The organism is Peribacillus sp. SRI_006, assembly GCF_057586375.1.
In genome coordinates this window covers 1-16,132 of the sequence record NZ_JBYCZT010000019.1, presented here as the reverse complement: position 1 = coordinate 16,132, position 16,132 = coordinate 1, and the positions used below count along the sequence as shown (strand labels likewise).

The window sequence follows — 16,132 nt, the reverse complement described above, 5'->3', positions numbered from 1 at the left end:
ATACATAAATCCATTTAGCCCATCACATTTGAAAACCCTTTCATAATAATGAATAAAGCCCAATACAAACTGTCACTATCCTGTATTTAAATAAAGATGTCCTAAACATTTTTTGATTTAGGAGATATTCATACTTATTGGTAGAAACCCGCACTTTCTCCAGGTATCTCCCTCGGCCTTTATATGTGTATGGAAAAACTATTTGCCTGTATGACAACGTTTTCTTTACTTTGCAATGAATTTGTAGATATAAACTTCATCAGTTCCTTAAAAGGTTTGTACAAAAAAGACAAAACCAACATAGTGTTTGATTTTGTCTAATTTCATACTTAATACAGAAAATGTTATCTGTTAGTATAGTAGACATTCCTTAAAGATTACTAATTACTAAATATATTTATAATTAGTAATAAATTTCTTTTTCTTGTTCTACTACTGTTAAATTAAGATTATTCTGTGATTTTAGTAGTAAAGTTTTTTATCATTTAAAATCTAGATACCTACCAGTATCTTTAATTAACAAAAATTTCAAAAAGCTGTTTTAAAACGTTAAATCTTTCACAGGGATATTGTATTTTTCACAGTAGTCTAAATACTTTTTCATTCTATAAAAAACATCATCCTGTTTTACAACATTTCCTCCCTCATCGAAATATTCAATGACTCCGCTTAAATAAAACAGTGTAATCATATCTTCTTCTCCATCAACCACTAAAGTATGTACATCGCCCGGTGGTTCGTAGATAAATGTACCTGGTTTTGCTACCCAATCTCGCTCCAAATATCTCCATGACCCTTGAAGTGTATAAGCTAAAACTGTCCCCCCAGTATGTCTATGTCTAGCATTTCCTTTTTTAGCTTCAAATTTTGAAATGTGTATCCAACTTCCTGATGTTAAATCAAATCGAATTGGCTTAAACCACACTCCATCGTCTTCCCCATGAGTTGGAATCCAAGGTATATCATTCACATCGATAGCTTGGTCTGGTAAATTATACTTTTCTGTAAATCGTAGTAAGTCTAGTTCTGGCATTTTATCTCCCCCTCTTATTGGTAAGCGATTCATCATCACAAATTCATTTTATAATAAGCCTATTGATATATCTAATATACATTTATATAATGACTAATATATAATAAATATTAATCGTGAGGTGAACAAATTGGAGTTACGCCATCTTAGATATTTCAAAACTGTTGCCGAGGAGTTACATTTCGGTAAGGCTGCTGCCCGTTTAAATATGGAACAGCCACCATTAAGTATTCAAATTCGTCAATTAGAAGAGGAAATTGGTGTTCAGCTTTTCCACCGAACGAAAAGAAGTGTAAATTTAACTCAAGAAGGAGAAGTATTTTTGGATAGAGTTTATCAATTATTTGATAATTTAGAGGACTCCATCAATACAATCCAAATGATTAATCGTGGGGAGATTGGCAAAATTATTATTGGTTTCATTGCTACAGCTTCCTTTGATATTCTTCCCACCATAATTAAACAATATAGAAAAGAGTATCCAGCTGTTCAAGTAATTTTGAAGCAACTCACATCTGCAGAACAAATTGAAGCATTACAAAAAGGAAACATCCATGTAGGTATTGTAAGTGAACCCCTTGAGAATGATGAGTTTTCTTTTCAAATATTAAGGCAAGAACCATTAATTATTGCCTTGCCGAAGGAACATCCTTTAGCCACTGAAACTTCTTCAATCGACTTAATCAATTTCGCCAATGATTCATTTATTATGACGAGCAGAATGGCTAATCAAGTTCATTACGATGGATTAATTAACTGTTGTTTCCAAGCAGGATTTAGCCCCAAAATAGTACAAGAAACAGATGAGGTGTCTACTGTTATATCATTAGTTTCTGCGGGCATAGGTGTAGCTTTAGTAGCATCTTCTATAAAATTTCTTTTGCAAAATGAAGTTGTATATCGTGAAGTGAAAAATCCCCCTTTTTCTACCGTCACAGCTCTAATTTGGAAAAGTGAAATAAAAAATTCTATAAACAAAGCGTTTATTGAATTTGTTAAAGGTTCATACATTCCAAAAACCCATAAGATCAGTTCTAATTAGAACTGATCTTATGGCTTACTTTTACTATTCTACTTGTGATAACCATTGATAGATCCTCTCATTATTTTATGGTTAATTCACAATAACCCTCCAAAAAGTTATCAGGATTTGTGTTAGGGGAAGTACCAGCGAAGGTGTTACCACCAGTAATAAGAAAGCTTAATCTGCGTATTTAGTGTCATACTTTAATTAAGACAACTACGAAATATCGGTCTTATAAAGAAATTTGCCTAACAAAAGAAAATAAGCATGAACCAGAATAAATGGTTCATGCTTATTTTTATACCAAAATATTTTTGGTAGCATATCGTTGCCAAACGGCAATTATATGGTAATAGTCATATTATTGCGCTTTCAAATTTGCACGATAATCGTCAATAATCGCTTGTATCTCCGGATTAGCCGGAACATTTGTGACGTCGTAGAGGAATCCATCGGATTCGACCAAAGTCATTTTGGCGTCTACGACTTCAAAAGTCAAATTAAGACGGCCCAAATAATGTTCTTGTTCTCCGCCAGCTTGAGTAATTGGCACCATCACCTCTCCGTTGAATTCATATTCGGGAGTTTTGATGACCTTGTGTGTATCTGCCCCGATTACAGCCGAAACTCCGGGAACCTGAGCCAGCTTGTGGTCTTCCGGATTTCCAGCATGCGAAAGGACAATGTTTACGTCTGACTTCTCACTCACTTCAGGAAGCAACGCATTCAACGCTTCAACCGGTTCGATGAAATCGAGGTCTGCAACATCATCCCAACCGCGAATTTCCGGCTTCATCGAAGTAAGGCCGATCATCCCGACTTTAACGCCTGAGAAAGTAAAACTCTTCCAAGGCTTGACATTCTGTATGTACTTTCCTGTTTCCCTATCAATGACATTTCCAGTAATGATGGGGAAATTTACGTTGCGATGGTAATCCTTTAACTGTTCATAACGGCTGTCCGGTGTGCCCTCCCCGGCAGGGTATACGCGGAAGTCGTTGTTTCCGAGAGCCATTGCATCATAGTCCAAAGCTTTCAACAGGGAGGTCTCCAACTCTCCTTGACCCGCTTGAAACTCGCCGCGCAGGAAGACATCCCCGCCATCGACGAGAAGCACATTCTCCTCTTCATTGCGCACACTTTCAATGATGGTGGCATACTTCGCAACAGAATTGTGATGAACGGTTCCATCATCCAGCGTGACGATGTCATCCAAATGACCATGAAAGTCATTTGTCTGGAGAATGGTGAGTTCAAACCTCTCTCCCTCCTTGAGCTTTTCCTCCGCATCTGCCGTAACGGGAATTGCGGCAAAAGCGGCAGCCATCGCCAGCGAAAAGCAGCGCTTCAAATAAATCTTCCTTATTATATTCATACTATTTCCTCCATGCATTTACTCTATTAAATGATAAAAAAGGTTATTTAGTTTCCAGTCTTTTCGATTTCTCAAGAGCTATTCGATTGTTTTTTTCTTCAAAGTTAGGGTTTTTCTTCTTTTTCATTGCCGATCAAATCATTTGTCGATTTTTTAAATTCTTTTAATGTGTTTCCAAATGCCCTTCCAATTTCGGGTAATTTAGAAGGGCCAAAAATGATTAACGCTATGACTAGAATGAGAATTAAACCAGGGATGCCGATACTGGATAACAAACGTCTCACCCTCTATTCCATGATGGTTTGTTAGTACTCAAAAATGAGATCATCACTTATAAAATTGGCATGCCATGACGCTCTAAAGCTGCTGCTTCTAATATAGACATGCCTTGTTCTTCTGCGAATGCAGCAAGTTTATCCGAAACAACAGGAGCAAGACTTGCTGGCGGCAAAGCCTGGTTCATAGCTCGTCTACGGGTAGAATTTCTGCGTGCAAATGGTCCCCATATCGCAAAGGTGATACCTGGTGTTTGCATATTCACAAAGAAAGTATTTCCATCTGGAGAAAATGTAGGGCCAGCAAATTCAGAACCGTTCATCATATTCTCAGCGAAAGTATAAATATTTCCTTCAGGAGTTAATCCGACGATACGGTCATTGCCGCCGCCATCTTCGGCAATCCAAAGATCTCCCCAAGGAGTGATCGTAATGTTATCCGGTGCTTCTAAATCATTTTTATCAGTAGACTCATAGAATAGTTCTAAGTTGTTTGTCGCTGGCGTGTAGCGATAAACACGGCCAAGGCGTGATGAACCTGCACTTGTATCATCAAACCATAAAGTACCTTCAGAAAAATAAGCCCCTTCTAAGCGGCTAAACTGAATACAGCCTTTATCCTTAGCATCTTGCTGTGCAATTTCAGGATTTAATTTTTTCCAAACAACCCCGAATTTTTGTCCAGTATTAAATTGACTTGCAGCTGCAGCTGGCAATTCATCAATCGCTGCTGCTTCAAGGATACCTCCCTTTTGCAGAGAACCTAGCTTTTGACTACGGTCATGTGGTGTAAAACGGTATAAGAAGCTTGGACTTGCGTCTTCGGTTAAATACCAAATTCCTGTTGAAGGGTCAACATGCCCAGCTTCATGGGAGAAATAACCCATATCACGGATCGGTGTTCTTGACATTTCGTTTTCAGGGTCAAGCGGATTCACTTCAAATACGAAGCCATGTCCCATATCTCGAGTTTCTTCCATTGTTAACCAGGTCCCCCAAGTCGTAGCTCCGCCCGCACAGTTACGGATCGTACCTGAACTTGATACATACTGATCAATGACCTTGTTATTTTGTCCAACGATTATTGTGGTTGTGCCACCGGCAGCGCCAGCGCTCCAAGGTTTTTTCCCGTTTACAGGGTAATCTGAATTTGTCCCATTTTCATGGTTTCTTACAAGAATGGTTGTACCCTTTTCCCCTTTATAGGCAGCCATTCCATCGTGAGCAGATGGGACAAGGTCACCATTAGGCATGATATCACCAGTTTTTGAAAGCATTTTGTAATGAAATCCCCTTGGCAGATCAAGAACTCCATTTGGATCTTTTACTAATGGGCCATAGCCACCAAATCCACTTGTTGGATTGCTGGAATCCGCTGCAAATCCTTTTGTAGCTCCCGCAAGAGAAAAAACCCCAGTTGAACCAAGTGTTAATGCTAATGTACTCATTCCGCCAACTTTTAAGAAATTACGTCTGTTTAAATCACTATTGCCAGATTTCATCAACATTACCTCCAAAAAATCTTTTTTGTGGGATGCTATATTCCTTATAGCAAACCCTACCCTCAAAATTAACAGACCATTTTAAATGCTCTGTTAAACTCATGTGATTTTATTCCTTCGCATGAAAGATAAACCAAAAGTCACGGTTAAGACGAAAATAAAGGAGGTTATTACGGCATTTATAACATGTAAAGGGCGGAAATTGATGGTATTAGTCAAAAATGGAGAAAAAACTAAGGATTTTGTCATAAAAAGACCGATGCAGAATATTAAAGCTTATTAATCGTTTGTAAATATAAGAGATACACTATGACAAACTAGTTACACCGATTAATTCCACCAAAATCTACTGAATTTTTGGAAGAGGAAAGGCAAAGACTTGATATAGTGGAATCACGCTTGATATCTATTCGCACACAGTGAAGCATGCAGAAAAAATCAGCCGATGATTTTGATGATTGTAGGACGGACAAAAATGCACATAACAACCAAAAATAAAATCCGTACGATTGTAAGGCAAAGCGACAGTCTTGTGCAGTTCCTGTGCAGCATTTGAGTAATGGAAATAGCGAGTCAACACCCCAAATATATATTCTCTTTTCCTATCGCTTAATGAAGCAATATCAGTATAGTCACCACGTCAAATCAGATTAACCCTTTTATTTTGATGCAATCAGGATACCAAAAATTGACTACAGGACTACTCAAAAACAAACAATTGCTTTTACATAGCCAATTATTAAGTAAATGGTGTCGATTTATTTTTCGACATATTCTTTTCTTAAAAGGAATTAACACTTGGATAATCGAATATAGGTATTTAAGTTTATTAGAAGGGGTGATTCAAGTGAGTATTAACATGGCTGAACACAGACTTGTCAAAGAAATAGCGATTTCAATCATCTCTACCCGTTTAGAAAAAAGCTTGGATGAAATAGAAAACTTATTTGGTGTTATTCTCGATACAGAACCAGCAGATGTATTGGCTACAAAAGCAAAACAGTTAGCCTCTGCAACAACTGTAGAACAATGCATTGATATTTTTATATAGAAGATTGAACCATAAAAGGCATTACAAAAAAAGTACTCACCATTGTTGTGAGTACCCTTTTGCCTAAAATTACTGCTTCAAAAAATGAACATGAAAACGATTATTTCACTTCCATAATCCGTTTTGCTTTGCTACCCGTAGTATAATCTGTGTAAAAGATTTCATAAGGTGCATTACCGGTTCCTCCGAAAGCAGCAGGTCCGTTAACGTGCTTACCAGCTTGCACACTCTCGGTTAATGTATCGAGAGCATATACCTCCATCTTTTCACCTTTGCTGTCATACACTTCAAAATCTCCTGCGCTAACTACTTGTTCTTCTCTTGTACCATTTTGGTATTCAATATCAAATCCCAATACTTCTTTGGGCTGTGTTTCTTCCAATTCGTTTCTTTCCTTTGAGTAATGTGCATTTGTTAATGTTATGATATGACCTACTACATTTACCTTTTCACCTAGTTTAAAGGTTCCAAGCTCTTTAGGTTTTTGTTCGGAATCTTCATCGAATTCAATAGGCTTCTTGTTTTCCGCAATAACTGTGTGGCTCAAATCCACGGTACGGATAGTAGGTTCTTTTTTATCATCATAAACTTCAGAGTGTTTATATAGTTCTCGTATTTAGGCATCCATAATAGCTGCTTGCATGCTGTTCTCAAAGCTTCCACCATCTGAGTTGTTCACTTTCATTTCTATCGTTTTGGAGTCTTTTAATTCAATGCTTTTATAAGTGATAGTTTCTTCATCATCAGGACCAGCCATCTGTTTTAAAATTGTTTTGAAATCTTTTTTAGGCATATAAATTTTAGCCCATGCATCTTTATCTCGGCTATATTTCTAAATAATAAGATGGGTACCCATAAAAAATAAGTTCTCCATATAGGTAAGCTAGAGAAATTAAGTAGCCAATTACAGTATTGGTGCTAGCAGAATGGCATAGTCTATTCCACTTGCTTGTTGAGAGAATAATCGTTTTAATCTTTCTGTTAACATCAGTGCCCTTCCTTCCATACCGGTGTTTGTTGTATTTTTAATTTCACTATTAAATATAACTAAGGTTTTCAAACACATAAAGCCAAAGGGTTAAAAACCCTTTGGCCAAAAGATCAACTTAATAGTAAACGGCTCTTTTATCTATTGAATGTGCCTTCTATTGCGTGTCTATTTCTAAGTTCCAATAAACTCTCCAATTTTCTCTTCACTCTCTGCAACGCATTATCTATAGACTTGGCGTGAGTATTTAATTTATCAGACATTTCTATATAAGTAAGGTCCTCTAAGTAATAAGCCAAAACCTTCTTTTCTAACGGACTTAGAACCTCAGATAATTTTAATTCCAAGTCATCAGCAGATTCTTTATCTATCAATATCGCAACGGGATCAGAAATAACGGTGTCTGTCATTACTTCCATAAGAGTATGATCCGGATTTTCTTCATATATAGGCATATCAAGCGAAATAGAAGAATTTAACGGAGTATGTTTTTGACGAGTAGCTGCCTTTATGGCTGTAATAATCTGCCTCGTGATACATAGTTCTGCAAACGCTTTAAAATAAGATTGTTTCTCGCCATTAAAATCCCTGATGGCTTTGAACAATCCTATCATCCCCTCTTGGATAATATCTTCTCTATCTGCCCCAATTAAGAAGTATCTGTTAGCCTTAATCTTTACAAAAGATTGATATTTTTTCATCAGAACTTCTAGTGCCTCCATATTTCCTTGCCGGACCTTTTCTATTAATACTCCATCTTCAAAATTAGCACATAGGAATGACGGTTTTTCTTCGATAGCTATACCCACAAAAATCCCTCCACTGGCTGCATTCAATTGAGCCTTGTTGTTTAAACGGACGCCCATTTTATATGCGGTAAATTACCATATTATTTAATATTAACCTATAACAACCACCAATGATATTAGATTATTTCGACAATTAAATACATTCCTATACACCTTTTTTTAGTTAGAAGGATCCGGGTACACCCTCTTTTTAGGCTGTTATCCAAAAGATTGTTGCCCTTAGGATAAAAAAATTAAAAACTTGAATTTTATGGTAAAATACAAGGTGGTTCTTATTCAAAAAACAGGCAGTTTAATGGAGTTGCATTTTAAACGCTTGTACTAGGAGTTGTTTCCTATTATACCATTTATAAACAATTAAGGATGAGGGATTTCATTCTTTTTTCAACTCTATTTTACTACTTCCTATGCAACTATCCTGCCTCTTTAGTTCATTAAAGGTTTTTTTCACTTGAATATGAAAGTATGCTAAGAATCGTATTTCAAAAGGCCGCCAATTGGCGGCCTTTTAGGATTTAAACTAACTCTAAGATTTCTTTGAAATTATTCACTACAAAATCTGCTTGTTTTAATTCATCTCCTTGAGCAAAGTCAAAGTTCACACCAACGGCAATAAGTTCATTATCCTTAGCAGCGGATATATCTGAAGACCGGTGTCCGACAACATAACCTTTTCCAATTTGATTTTTATTTTTCACCATTTGCACAAAATCTGATTTATGTCCAGATCTAATTAGTTGGTTACTATATGTATTTTGAATAAATCTATCTAAATTATAAGTTTCTACAATTGCTTGTAAATATTCTATCTGTCTGTCCATTACTGACAATAAATAAGGGATACTTTTTACTTAGCTCATTGGTGCCTTAGAGCCCACCCGTTTGTCAGACTCCGACGCCCATGGTGTACCACGACTTTCGCGCCCTTTTATTGAATATCACTATTTATCTTTTAATTATCTAATACAAAGCATCTATGTAATAAAATGGAATTCAGTTGTTTGACTAAATATCACTAGGCAAGGTAGCCGAATTGTTGATAGTTATCATACTTTAAGTTGATGGACTTATCAGCTTTACATATTTTCTTTTCGATATTTTTCAATTAAACTTTTAATTGCTTTCCAATTTTAATTCTTCTTTGATTGACTATTTTTTCACGCTGACTTTCAGCTTCAATCCAATCTATGCAGCATTAACATCTGCATAGAGTATCTTTTTTTATTAAGCCTTATTCATGATCATAGTAGCTCTTTCTGCCTTGTATGTAAGAATTGGCAAGGTCCAATGCTTTTTGAACGGCACCAATTCGGTTATAGAAGTGGAAGAGTTTTTTTTCGTAGTGTTCAATTAACATGGTGAAGCCCATATTTTTAAAAAAAGGAAGGGCCGTGGTCTCAATAAAATGATAGTAATCGTCTTCTTCATGATTAAGCTGGTAAAGGTGTAATTCAAAAAAAATCCAGTTATACGATTTTGTCGATTTTGCTATTCTAAGGCCTTTATGTGCTAATTCCAATAAAATCTCGTTTGAAAGTAGTTTTCCTTTATAACAAGTATTTATATAACCATCTAATGCAGTTAAATAATGAGGAACCTTTTCATCCATTAGTTTCATGGCTTCTTTGTATAGTTCGGATGCTTCTTTGTATTTTTTTCTTCTGTAAAGTTCAAATGCAAGATTATTAAGGAGCTTTGATTTACGGTCTATTTCATTAATGGTATCACAGGTACGTATTAATTGTTCGTAACGTTCTTTCGTCTCTTCAAAATCATGAAGCTCCTTTGCATTTAATTGTAATAACATGATCGTCTCTGTATCAATTATTCGGATGACATTTAACGTTTTTTGAAAATAGTCAAGAACTTTCTCTGCATAATAATACGATATTATATTAAAATGAATAAGGTGATATGCTAGTGCCAAATGGTAATAATATTCAAATTGATTATATTGACTTTGATCGATCGATGTTAAAATTTGAATACAATCCCGATACTGTCCGTTGTGAAAGTAATACATACCTAGAACATGTTTTAACATATTGCGGTCTTGCGGAGAAAAAGATGATTCATTTTTTTGCAGGTTTTGAATAATTAATAATGCTGTTTCTAACTGATAATTAGATAAATAATACCTTGCAGAGAGTAATTGATAGAAGACTTGAAAATCTGGCAATTGAATCAGTGTTTCTTTTTCGATTTCTTCTTTTAAAATTTCTGATTCTTTGCCTTGTTGCATAACGAACGTGTTGTGCCATAACTTTAGTTTCTGTTGAAGATTATGATACCGCACAAATTCATCATCAAGACAGATATTCAATCTTTGGGATAATAAGTGGGTAATTTCCCCTGAGTATTCTGTTATCTCTCGTTCTATCTTACTAAGATGTGTAGCAGAACAAATTCCTTCACAAAGCTGCCCCTGAGTCAACCCCGCTTTTTCACGATAAAACTTGATAAGTTTCCCCTCAATCATAGCTTCACCTCTAGGTTGTAATTTTATCTAGTATATATAGAAAAAAATAAATATATAATCTATATATTCTAGTAAAATTAAGAAAAGCGCAAGACTACTTTAATACCATCCCTCTATTATTAGCTTTTCAATATTCACTCTTGTTTCCCTTTTTTACGAATTCCCAATCCACCTCAATATTTTATTCTGAAGAAAATCCAAATAACGCAACCTTATTGGAATACTCTCTTTCTTTAAAAGTTAAAACACGATGAAGCTAAGCTTTCATCGTGTTTTTTTTATATTTATGGCTGAATTCCCAACTCAACTAAAATTGATTCCAATGTCTTACCTTTATACTTCTTCTTTGGTTTTGGAGCATTATCAACATGCTCATTTTGCTTGAGATAGTTTGTTTGAACATATTTCATATCTTTGGCATCAACTATTCCATCAAAGGTGATATCCGCTGCACGCTTCTTTGTTTTCCATGCATTTTGAATTTCGATCGCATCTAGAACATCAATGACATGGTCTTGGTTTACATCACCTGCTGTAATATCAAGGGCAGGTATCCAGCGATTTTGACCGTATAACTCACCATTGTGCTCAAAACCAATACCAGAATTCAGTTTTTCTTTCGTGACAAAGTGGCCTGGCGCTTTCATTTCAATCGTGAAGTCATTTGTGCTTAACGGCAGCTTGTTGAATACATATTGTCCATTATCTTCTACCGTTGATGTCGCATCGAACTCATTTCCTTCTGAATCAAAGATTTTCACTGTACCGCCAACCTTGCTCCAATCCCTTTTCTCTGTAACAGTACCATCTTCATTTTTAAATGCTTGCGGAGAGACATAACCTCTGGCCATTGAGAATTGCGGATTAACCTTCCAAATATAACCAGCATCTAACACACTGCTTGTCTGATTATTAGCATTCATTACGCTCACAGTCGGATTAATCGCTGCTCCAAGGGTATATTGATCATCCTGAACCTTTAACGTAACCTCAACGACTTTTGCATGGTCTAATGCTTTACTCTCTTCATTAAATTGGACAGTAACGACCTTGTCTTTAATCGTTAACGAGGCTTTGTCCGAGAATTCGCTGTGAAGCTTGGCATCAACTAACTCTACGCTATCTAAACCTCTGTCATAGCCTCCGTCACCATTAAAGTTCCATTCCGCCTTTGACACTGCGTTTAGGTTATCTAATGAAAGTGTTGCTTTTACCGTATCGCCTGTTTTCACCTCATACTTTTCGCCAATAGAATATGCAACAGGTGTACCTTCTTTTACAAAGTAATATTGCTTTGTAGCAGGTTTGTTTCCTGCCATATCATATCCATTCATGCGAAATTGTAGTGCTGGGATGGATTCATCCAGGGCGATTTCTTCGATAAACTTTCCTTCTTTATCCATTGGAATTGGCGAAGAAGGGAAACCACCTTCACCCCAGTAATACACCATCGAGTTCGATGATTGATCGATATTTACGCCCAATTTCTTTAGTTCGTCAATGGTTGGATCTGTGATTTGAATGTCGAATGGATATGTTTCTTGACCTGGCTTATATTCAATAAATGGAGACTTTCCATCAAGTGAACTTTTGAAGCTCGGTGCATCGAGATCGATGAGCAAATGCTGCGTTTCGGTTGTAACCTTCCCGGAAGTACCTGTACCAATGAATTTCAATTTGTAATGTCCCGGTTTTTTCACATAACTTGCTTCTTCCGAAATGGGCTGTTTTGAGTTTCCTGTAAACTCATAATAAGCTCCATTAAATGCATATAATCCATAATCTACATTGTCATAAGCGTAATCTAAATTTATTGTTCCGACCAGCCCGAGGTCCTTTCCTGTTTTGCCATCTTGAAGAACGACATCCATTTTTTCCATTGGTGCACGAAGGTTAAAATCAGCAACTACAAATGGAGTACGCATAGGATCCCATGCCACTTGGTTTAAATGACCTGGGGAAAAGGCAGGATTTAGTAGCCCGACCTTATTAAACCCATCTTCCATTGTGCGGAAGCTAAAAGGAATCCGATACTGCTCTGATGAATTCGCATTGTTTGTTAATGTAATATATCCTTCGTAAATTCCATCCTTTGCTTTCTTAGGAATAAGCAAACGTGGTGTTACTTTTTTGAAATCTTCACTTTTTACAGAAATTTTGCTTGGAATATCCAGCTCCACTCCATTTTCCTTCAAGCTGTTTGAACCATTCGATTCAGTTACAGATACATTGAAAGTTTTGTTTACTTTATCATGGTTTTCAATAGTGATTGATTTTTTCAGATTTAGTTTTTTATCTGCATAGTGAACATCAAAGCTGAGTCCGCCCGTCAATTCTTTTACCTTGATTAATTCCTCAGCACCTGGAACAAATGTTTTATCGTTAATTTTGAAGCTGGTTCCACTATACACAGCTTGGTATGGATCAACTCTTCCTGCTCCAACTTCAAATACACTATAATCTCCGTTGAGAGGATCTGCCGTATTCATTAGAACGGCTTTAATATCTTCCGGCTCTAATTGCGGATTCGCTTGAAGCATGAGTGCTGCAATCCCCGCTGTATGAGGAGTAGCCATAGATGTTCCAGAATATCTTGAATATGCATATTGATAGTTTTCTTGATGTTCAGCGTCCACCATATAAGAAGGGACTGTTGAAAGAACACTTACTCCCGGTGCCGTCACTTCTGGCTTCATATCGTATGTTTCTCTTGCCGGGCCTCTTGAGCTAAAGTCTGCTAAGTGGTCACCTTCTGTCTGTTTATCCGCGTATTTGGAGAAAGCAAAATTCGCTTCACCTGCTTGAATCTGTGCTTTAATGCTTTCTCCCGCTTCTTTTGTTAAAGAAAATGCAGGCACAAAGTCAACGGACTCTCCAAGATTGGCATTAATTTGCCCTTCCACATTGTTATAAAGAAGAACGGCGGCTGCTCCATTTTGTTTTGCATTGCTGACCTTTTCCGCTAAGGCGAATTCTCCGCGTTCCACAAGTGCAATTTTCCCTTTTACATCCTTGCCGGAATAATCAGAGCCATTTCCTAAACCGACATTCACTACCTCATAGGATTTCCCTTCCCATTCCTTTAAATGGTCTGAATAGTGGCGTCCCAAACTAACAAGCTCGATCGAATCTTTATTTCCGATTTTCCCATTGAAAGTAGAAACCGCCATCGGTACATCACTCGCCCCGACTGTCAAAGCAAGTGCTGCTGAGCCAGGTGAACCTAATGTATAATCATCTGATCCTGCATTTCCAGCTGCTACAACTGCTGTTACATCATTAAGGACAGCATAGTTAATGGCAGTACTGGTTGGATCATAAGGATCATTGATGTCCGATCCGAGGGAAAGGTTGATAACATCCATGCCATCGTTTACAGCTTTTTCTATACCTGCAATGACCCCTTCAGATGATCCTGATCCATATGGTCCAAGAACACGATAGGCATATAAATCCACATCAGGAGCCACACCTTTTACAGAAACCTCTGCATTCGTTCCTTGTCCAGCAATGGTACCTGCAACATGTGTTCCATGGGAAGTATAATAGGAAGAACCGGACCAGCTAAATTCTGGTTGCCCCGACGCTTGCCAATCCTTGTACGTTGCCTCCATTGGATCATTATCTTGATCAACTAAATCGTAACCGCCCTTATAGGCATCTTTCAAATCAGGGTGGTTGTAATCAATCCCTGTATCAAGAACCCCAACTTTGATTCCTTTTCCTGTAATACCTTCATTGTGCAGCTGGTCAATTTTTAAATATGGAATACTTTCAACGGATGTACCAGGGGCTGATTTCTCTCCCATGGCGATCGGATCGACCTTAAATTCTACATTTTTATATACTGCTTTTACGACTTTGGATTGCAAGAGCTGTTCTACCTGATTAGCTGGCAGCTTCATAGCTACCCCGTTATAAACGGTCTTAAAGGTAGAAGTGATTTTATGACCTGTTTTCTTGCTTCTAAGATTAGTAGATGGAAGAATCGATTGAATGTCTTTATTAAACTGAGCATGTTCCTTTTCTACTTGATCATCCGCTTGTTTTTTTGAAAGCTTCTTTCCTTTTACATTCGCATCCAAGACTGCAACTTTTCCCGGCTTTGATTTGAACTGGACGATGACCGAGATTTCTTTATCCTTTTTTAATTCTTCCATTTTAAATCCTTGCAATCCGACATTATCTGTCATTTCAAGTTTATTTAACGCTTTTCGTTGTTCACTTGTCAACGAGGCCAAGACGTCTTCTGCCTTTATGTTCGCTGCATTTGCATAAGGAATGAAAGGCGTGTTTGCTGATGATAGCAGCAGGCCAGCTGACAGCGTAATCGCTGCTGTTCGTTTAATGAATGAATGAATTTTCATATCTTCCCTACTTTCTTAGTTAAATAGAATTCCCCGAAAAAATTACCCCTTTCTAAAAATTTAAAATATTCATACAATAATATTAATAGCCTTTCTATCGTATTGCTATTGGGTTAATTTTACAGAACTTTCTACCTACTTTCTCTTTTATATGTTCTGAAAAATCATTATTTTTGCGAAAATTAGTGAAAAAGGCTTAAATTTATTTTTATAAATTGGGGTTTTCTTTAGTAAAAAAAAGAAAATATGAATTCCATTGAAAGAGTTGAGGAGGGAAAGATCTATACTTAAGTTGCAGCAAAAAGGTTTATTCACGAAAATATCCAAATTAACTTCCAAGTGTTATTCTATTATCTGGCCCAATTGTTGAACAAAGATCAAACAGCACTGTTGTACTAATAGAATAGGTTCGTTTCCCAAAGATTTTTTCGAACAGAATACACGCTTTTACCATCTCTGATGCCTTATTCTTTTCTAAATACCAGTAACGACCTGCCATTGAAGGATATTTTAATGCAAATTAGATGTCCCCTAACTTTTTACGGAGTTCTAACTCATTAGGATAGGTTGAAATTAACCCTATTAGTCTATCCCTTTCTTTTCCTAAATCATTTTTTTCAATGTCCTCTTCTATCTTCTTAATCGTTTTAACAGGTACCCTCTTCTATACAAACACCTCCTTATCTTTTTTCTATATAGTATTTATTTCTTGGTAGTTCAAAATAGTTCTTTTTCAACTAACCCGCCCCGTTAGTAGCATAAGAAAAAGCTGCCTTAAAGACAGCTCCGCTCTTCAGCTAACGCACTTGTTTGTTGAATAAACAATTTAAAATCCATTACCCTGGAATACTATTCTCATTAATTCGACGGCTATAAAGTAAACGAAACCAACGAAAATACTAAGACCTAAAGCAAATTTTCTCCAAAGTCCTTTCTCACTAAGAAAAGAAAAAGAGAAAGATATAATGATTCCAAATATCATTAATATACGAAAAGTTGTTACTCCAGGATCAATTACTCGTGTTATATTCGCAGCAAAGAAACAAATAACCAAGATAATTAAAGTAAACGAAATAATCCCTAAATATTTTCTCATGATTCCCCACCCTTCCCTCTATTCTATTTTACCAAAATATAACAAATTTGCATTTTTTATTTGGGTATCTGGTTCTTTAGCTCCATAAGAAAAGGGCTGCCGAAGCAACCCCTGTTAATGAACTAACGCACCG

At 36.6% G+C, this 16,132-nt stretch carries 13 protein-coding genes and 2 pseudogenes; 2 read left to right on the top strand and 13 right to left on the bottom strand.

Annotation, left to right across the window (positions count from 1 at the left end; genetic code table 11):
• Positions 1 to 541: 541 nt before the first annotated feature.
• Positions 542 to 1,033, bottom strand: a complete 492-nt coding sequence (locus tag AC2YHV_RS23435; RefSeq protein ID WP_487374293.1) for a 2,4'-dihydroxyacetophenone dioxygenase family protein — start codon at positions 1,031 to 1,033, stop codon at positions 542 to 544.
• A 130-nt stretch (positions 1,034 to 1,163) separates the two neighbouring features.
• Between AC2YHV_RS23435 and AC2YHV_RS23430 the strand changes: the two genes are divergently transcribed.
• Entirely contained in the window at positions 1,164 to 2,075 is a 912-nt protein-coding gene (locus tag AC2YHV_RS23430) for a LysR substrate-binding domain-containing protein (protein WP_487374292.1), read from the top strand.
• Between the two features lie 343 nt (positions 2,076 to 2,418).
• Here the strand turns inward: AC2YHV_RS23430 and AC2YHV_RS23425 are convergent, their stop codons facing one another.
• From AC2YHV_RS23425 to AC2YHV_RS23415, 3 genes are all read right to left on the bottom strand, one after another.
• Positions 2,419 to 3,432 (bottom strand): bifunctional metallophosphatase/5'-nucleotidase, encoded by a 1,014-nt coding sequence (locus AC2YHV_RS23425; RefSeq protein WP_487374291.1) that lies wholly within the window; start codon positions 3,430 to 3,432, stop codon positions 2,419 to 2,421.
• 104 nt (positions 3,433 to 3,536) lie between these two features.
• Positions 3,537 to 3,707 (bottom strand): twin-arginine translocase TatA/TatE family subunit, encoded by a 171-nt coding sequence (gene tatA, locus AC2YHV_RS23420; protein WP_487374290.1) that lies wholly within the window; start codon positions 3,705 to 3,707, stop codon positions 3,537 to 3,539.
• A 56-nt stretch (positions 3,708 to 3,763) separates the two neighbouring features.
• Positions 3,764 to 5,209: an alkaline phosphatase PhoX gene (locus AC2YHV_RS23415; RefSeq protein WP_487374289.1), complete on the bottom strand. Its 1,446-nt coding sequence runs from the start codon at positions 5,207 to 5,209 to the stop codon at positions 3,764 to 3,766.
• Between the two features lie 688 nt (positions 5,210 to 5,897).
• Between AC2YHV_RS23415 and AC2YHV_RS23410 the strand changes: the two genes are divergently transcribed.
• Entirely contained in the window at positions 5,898 to 6,260 is a 363-nt protein-coding gene (locus tag AC2YHV_RS23410; RefSeq protein WP_487374288.1) for a hypothetical protein, read from the top strand.
• Between the two features lie 100 nt (positions 6,261 to 6,360).
• On the opposite strand, the gene AC2YHV_RS23405 is transcribed toward AC2YHV_RS23410, so the two are convergent.
• The 9 genes and pseudogenes from AC2YHV_RS23405 to AC2YHV_RS23365 all read right to left on the bottom strand — a co-directional run bounded on the left by AC2YHV_RS23405 (position 6,361) and on the right by AC2YHV_RS23365 (position 15,999).
• The gene (locus AC2YHV_RS23405; protein ID WP_487374287.1) at positions 6,361 to 6,807 is read right to left on the bottom strand and encodes a hypothetical protein; all 447 of its coding nucleotides are present in this window, start codon (positions 6,805 to 6,807) and stop codon (positions 6,361 to 6,363) included.
• Positions 6,808 to 6,876: 69 nt separating this feature from the next.
• Positions 6,877 to 7,053 carry a hypothetical protein gene (locus AC2YHV_RS23400; protein WP_161784875.1) on the bottom strand — a complete coding sequence of 59 codons (177 nt, stop codon included), beginning with the start codon at positions 7,051 to 7,053 and terminating at the stop codon, positions 6,877 to 6,879.
• A 332-nt stretch (positions 7,054 to 7,385) separates the two neighbouring features.
• Positions 7,386 to 8,114: an RNA polymerase sporulation sigma factor SigH gene (gene sigH, locus AC2YHV_RS23395; RefSeq protein ID WP_082854653.1), complete on the bottom strand. Its 729-nt coding sequence runs from the start codon at positions 8,112 to 8,114 to the stop codon at positions 7,386 to 7,388.
• Between the two features lie 458 nt (positions 8,115 to 8,572).
• The gene (locus tag AC2YHV_RS23390) at positions 8,573 to 8,887 is read right to left on the bottom strand and encodes a 5'-nucleosidase (RefSeq protein ID WP_487374286.1); all 315 of its coding nucleotides are present in this window, start codon (positions 8,885 to 8,887) and stop codon (positions 8,573 to 8,575) included.
• Between the two features lie 401 nt (positions 8,888 to 9,288).
• The gene (locus AC2YHV_RS23385) at positions 9,289 to 10,536 is read right to left on the bottom strand and encodes a helix-turn-helix domain-containing protein (RefSeq protein ID WP_487374285.1); all 1,248 of its coding nucleotides are present in this window, start codon (positions 10,534 to 10,536) and stop codon (positions 9,289 to 9,291) included.
• Between the two features lie 127 nt (positions 10,537 to 10,663).
• Positions 10,664 to 10,771 (bottom strand): annotated as a pseudogene (locus AC2YHV_RS23380) (MarR family transcriptional regulator); the annotation flags it as partial.
• 49 nt (positions 10,772 to 10,820) lie between these two features.
• Entirely contained in the window at positions 10,821 to 14,903 is a 4,083-nt protein-coding gene (locus AC2YHV_RS23375; RefSeq protein WP_487374284.1) for a S8 family serine peptidase, read from the bottom strand.
• 379 nt (positions 14,904 to 15,282) lie between these two features.
• Positions 15,283 to 15,546 (bottom strand): annotated as a pseudogene (locus AC2YHV_RS23370) (DUF6584 family protein); the annotation flags it as partial.
• A gap of 183 nt (positions 15,547 to 15,729) precedes the next feature.
• Positions 15,730 to 15,999 carry a hypothetical protein gene (locus AC2YHV_RS23365; protein ID WP_057276044.1) on the bottom strand — a complete coding sequence of 90 codons (270 nt, stop codon included), beginning with the start codon at positions 15,997 to 15,999 and terminating at the stop codon, positions 15,730 to 15,732.
• Positions 16,000 to 16,132: the final 133 nt, after the last annotated feature.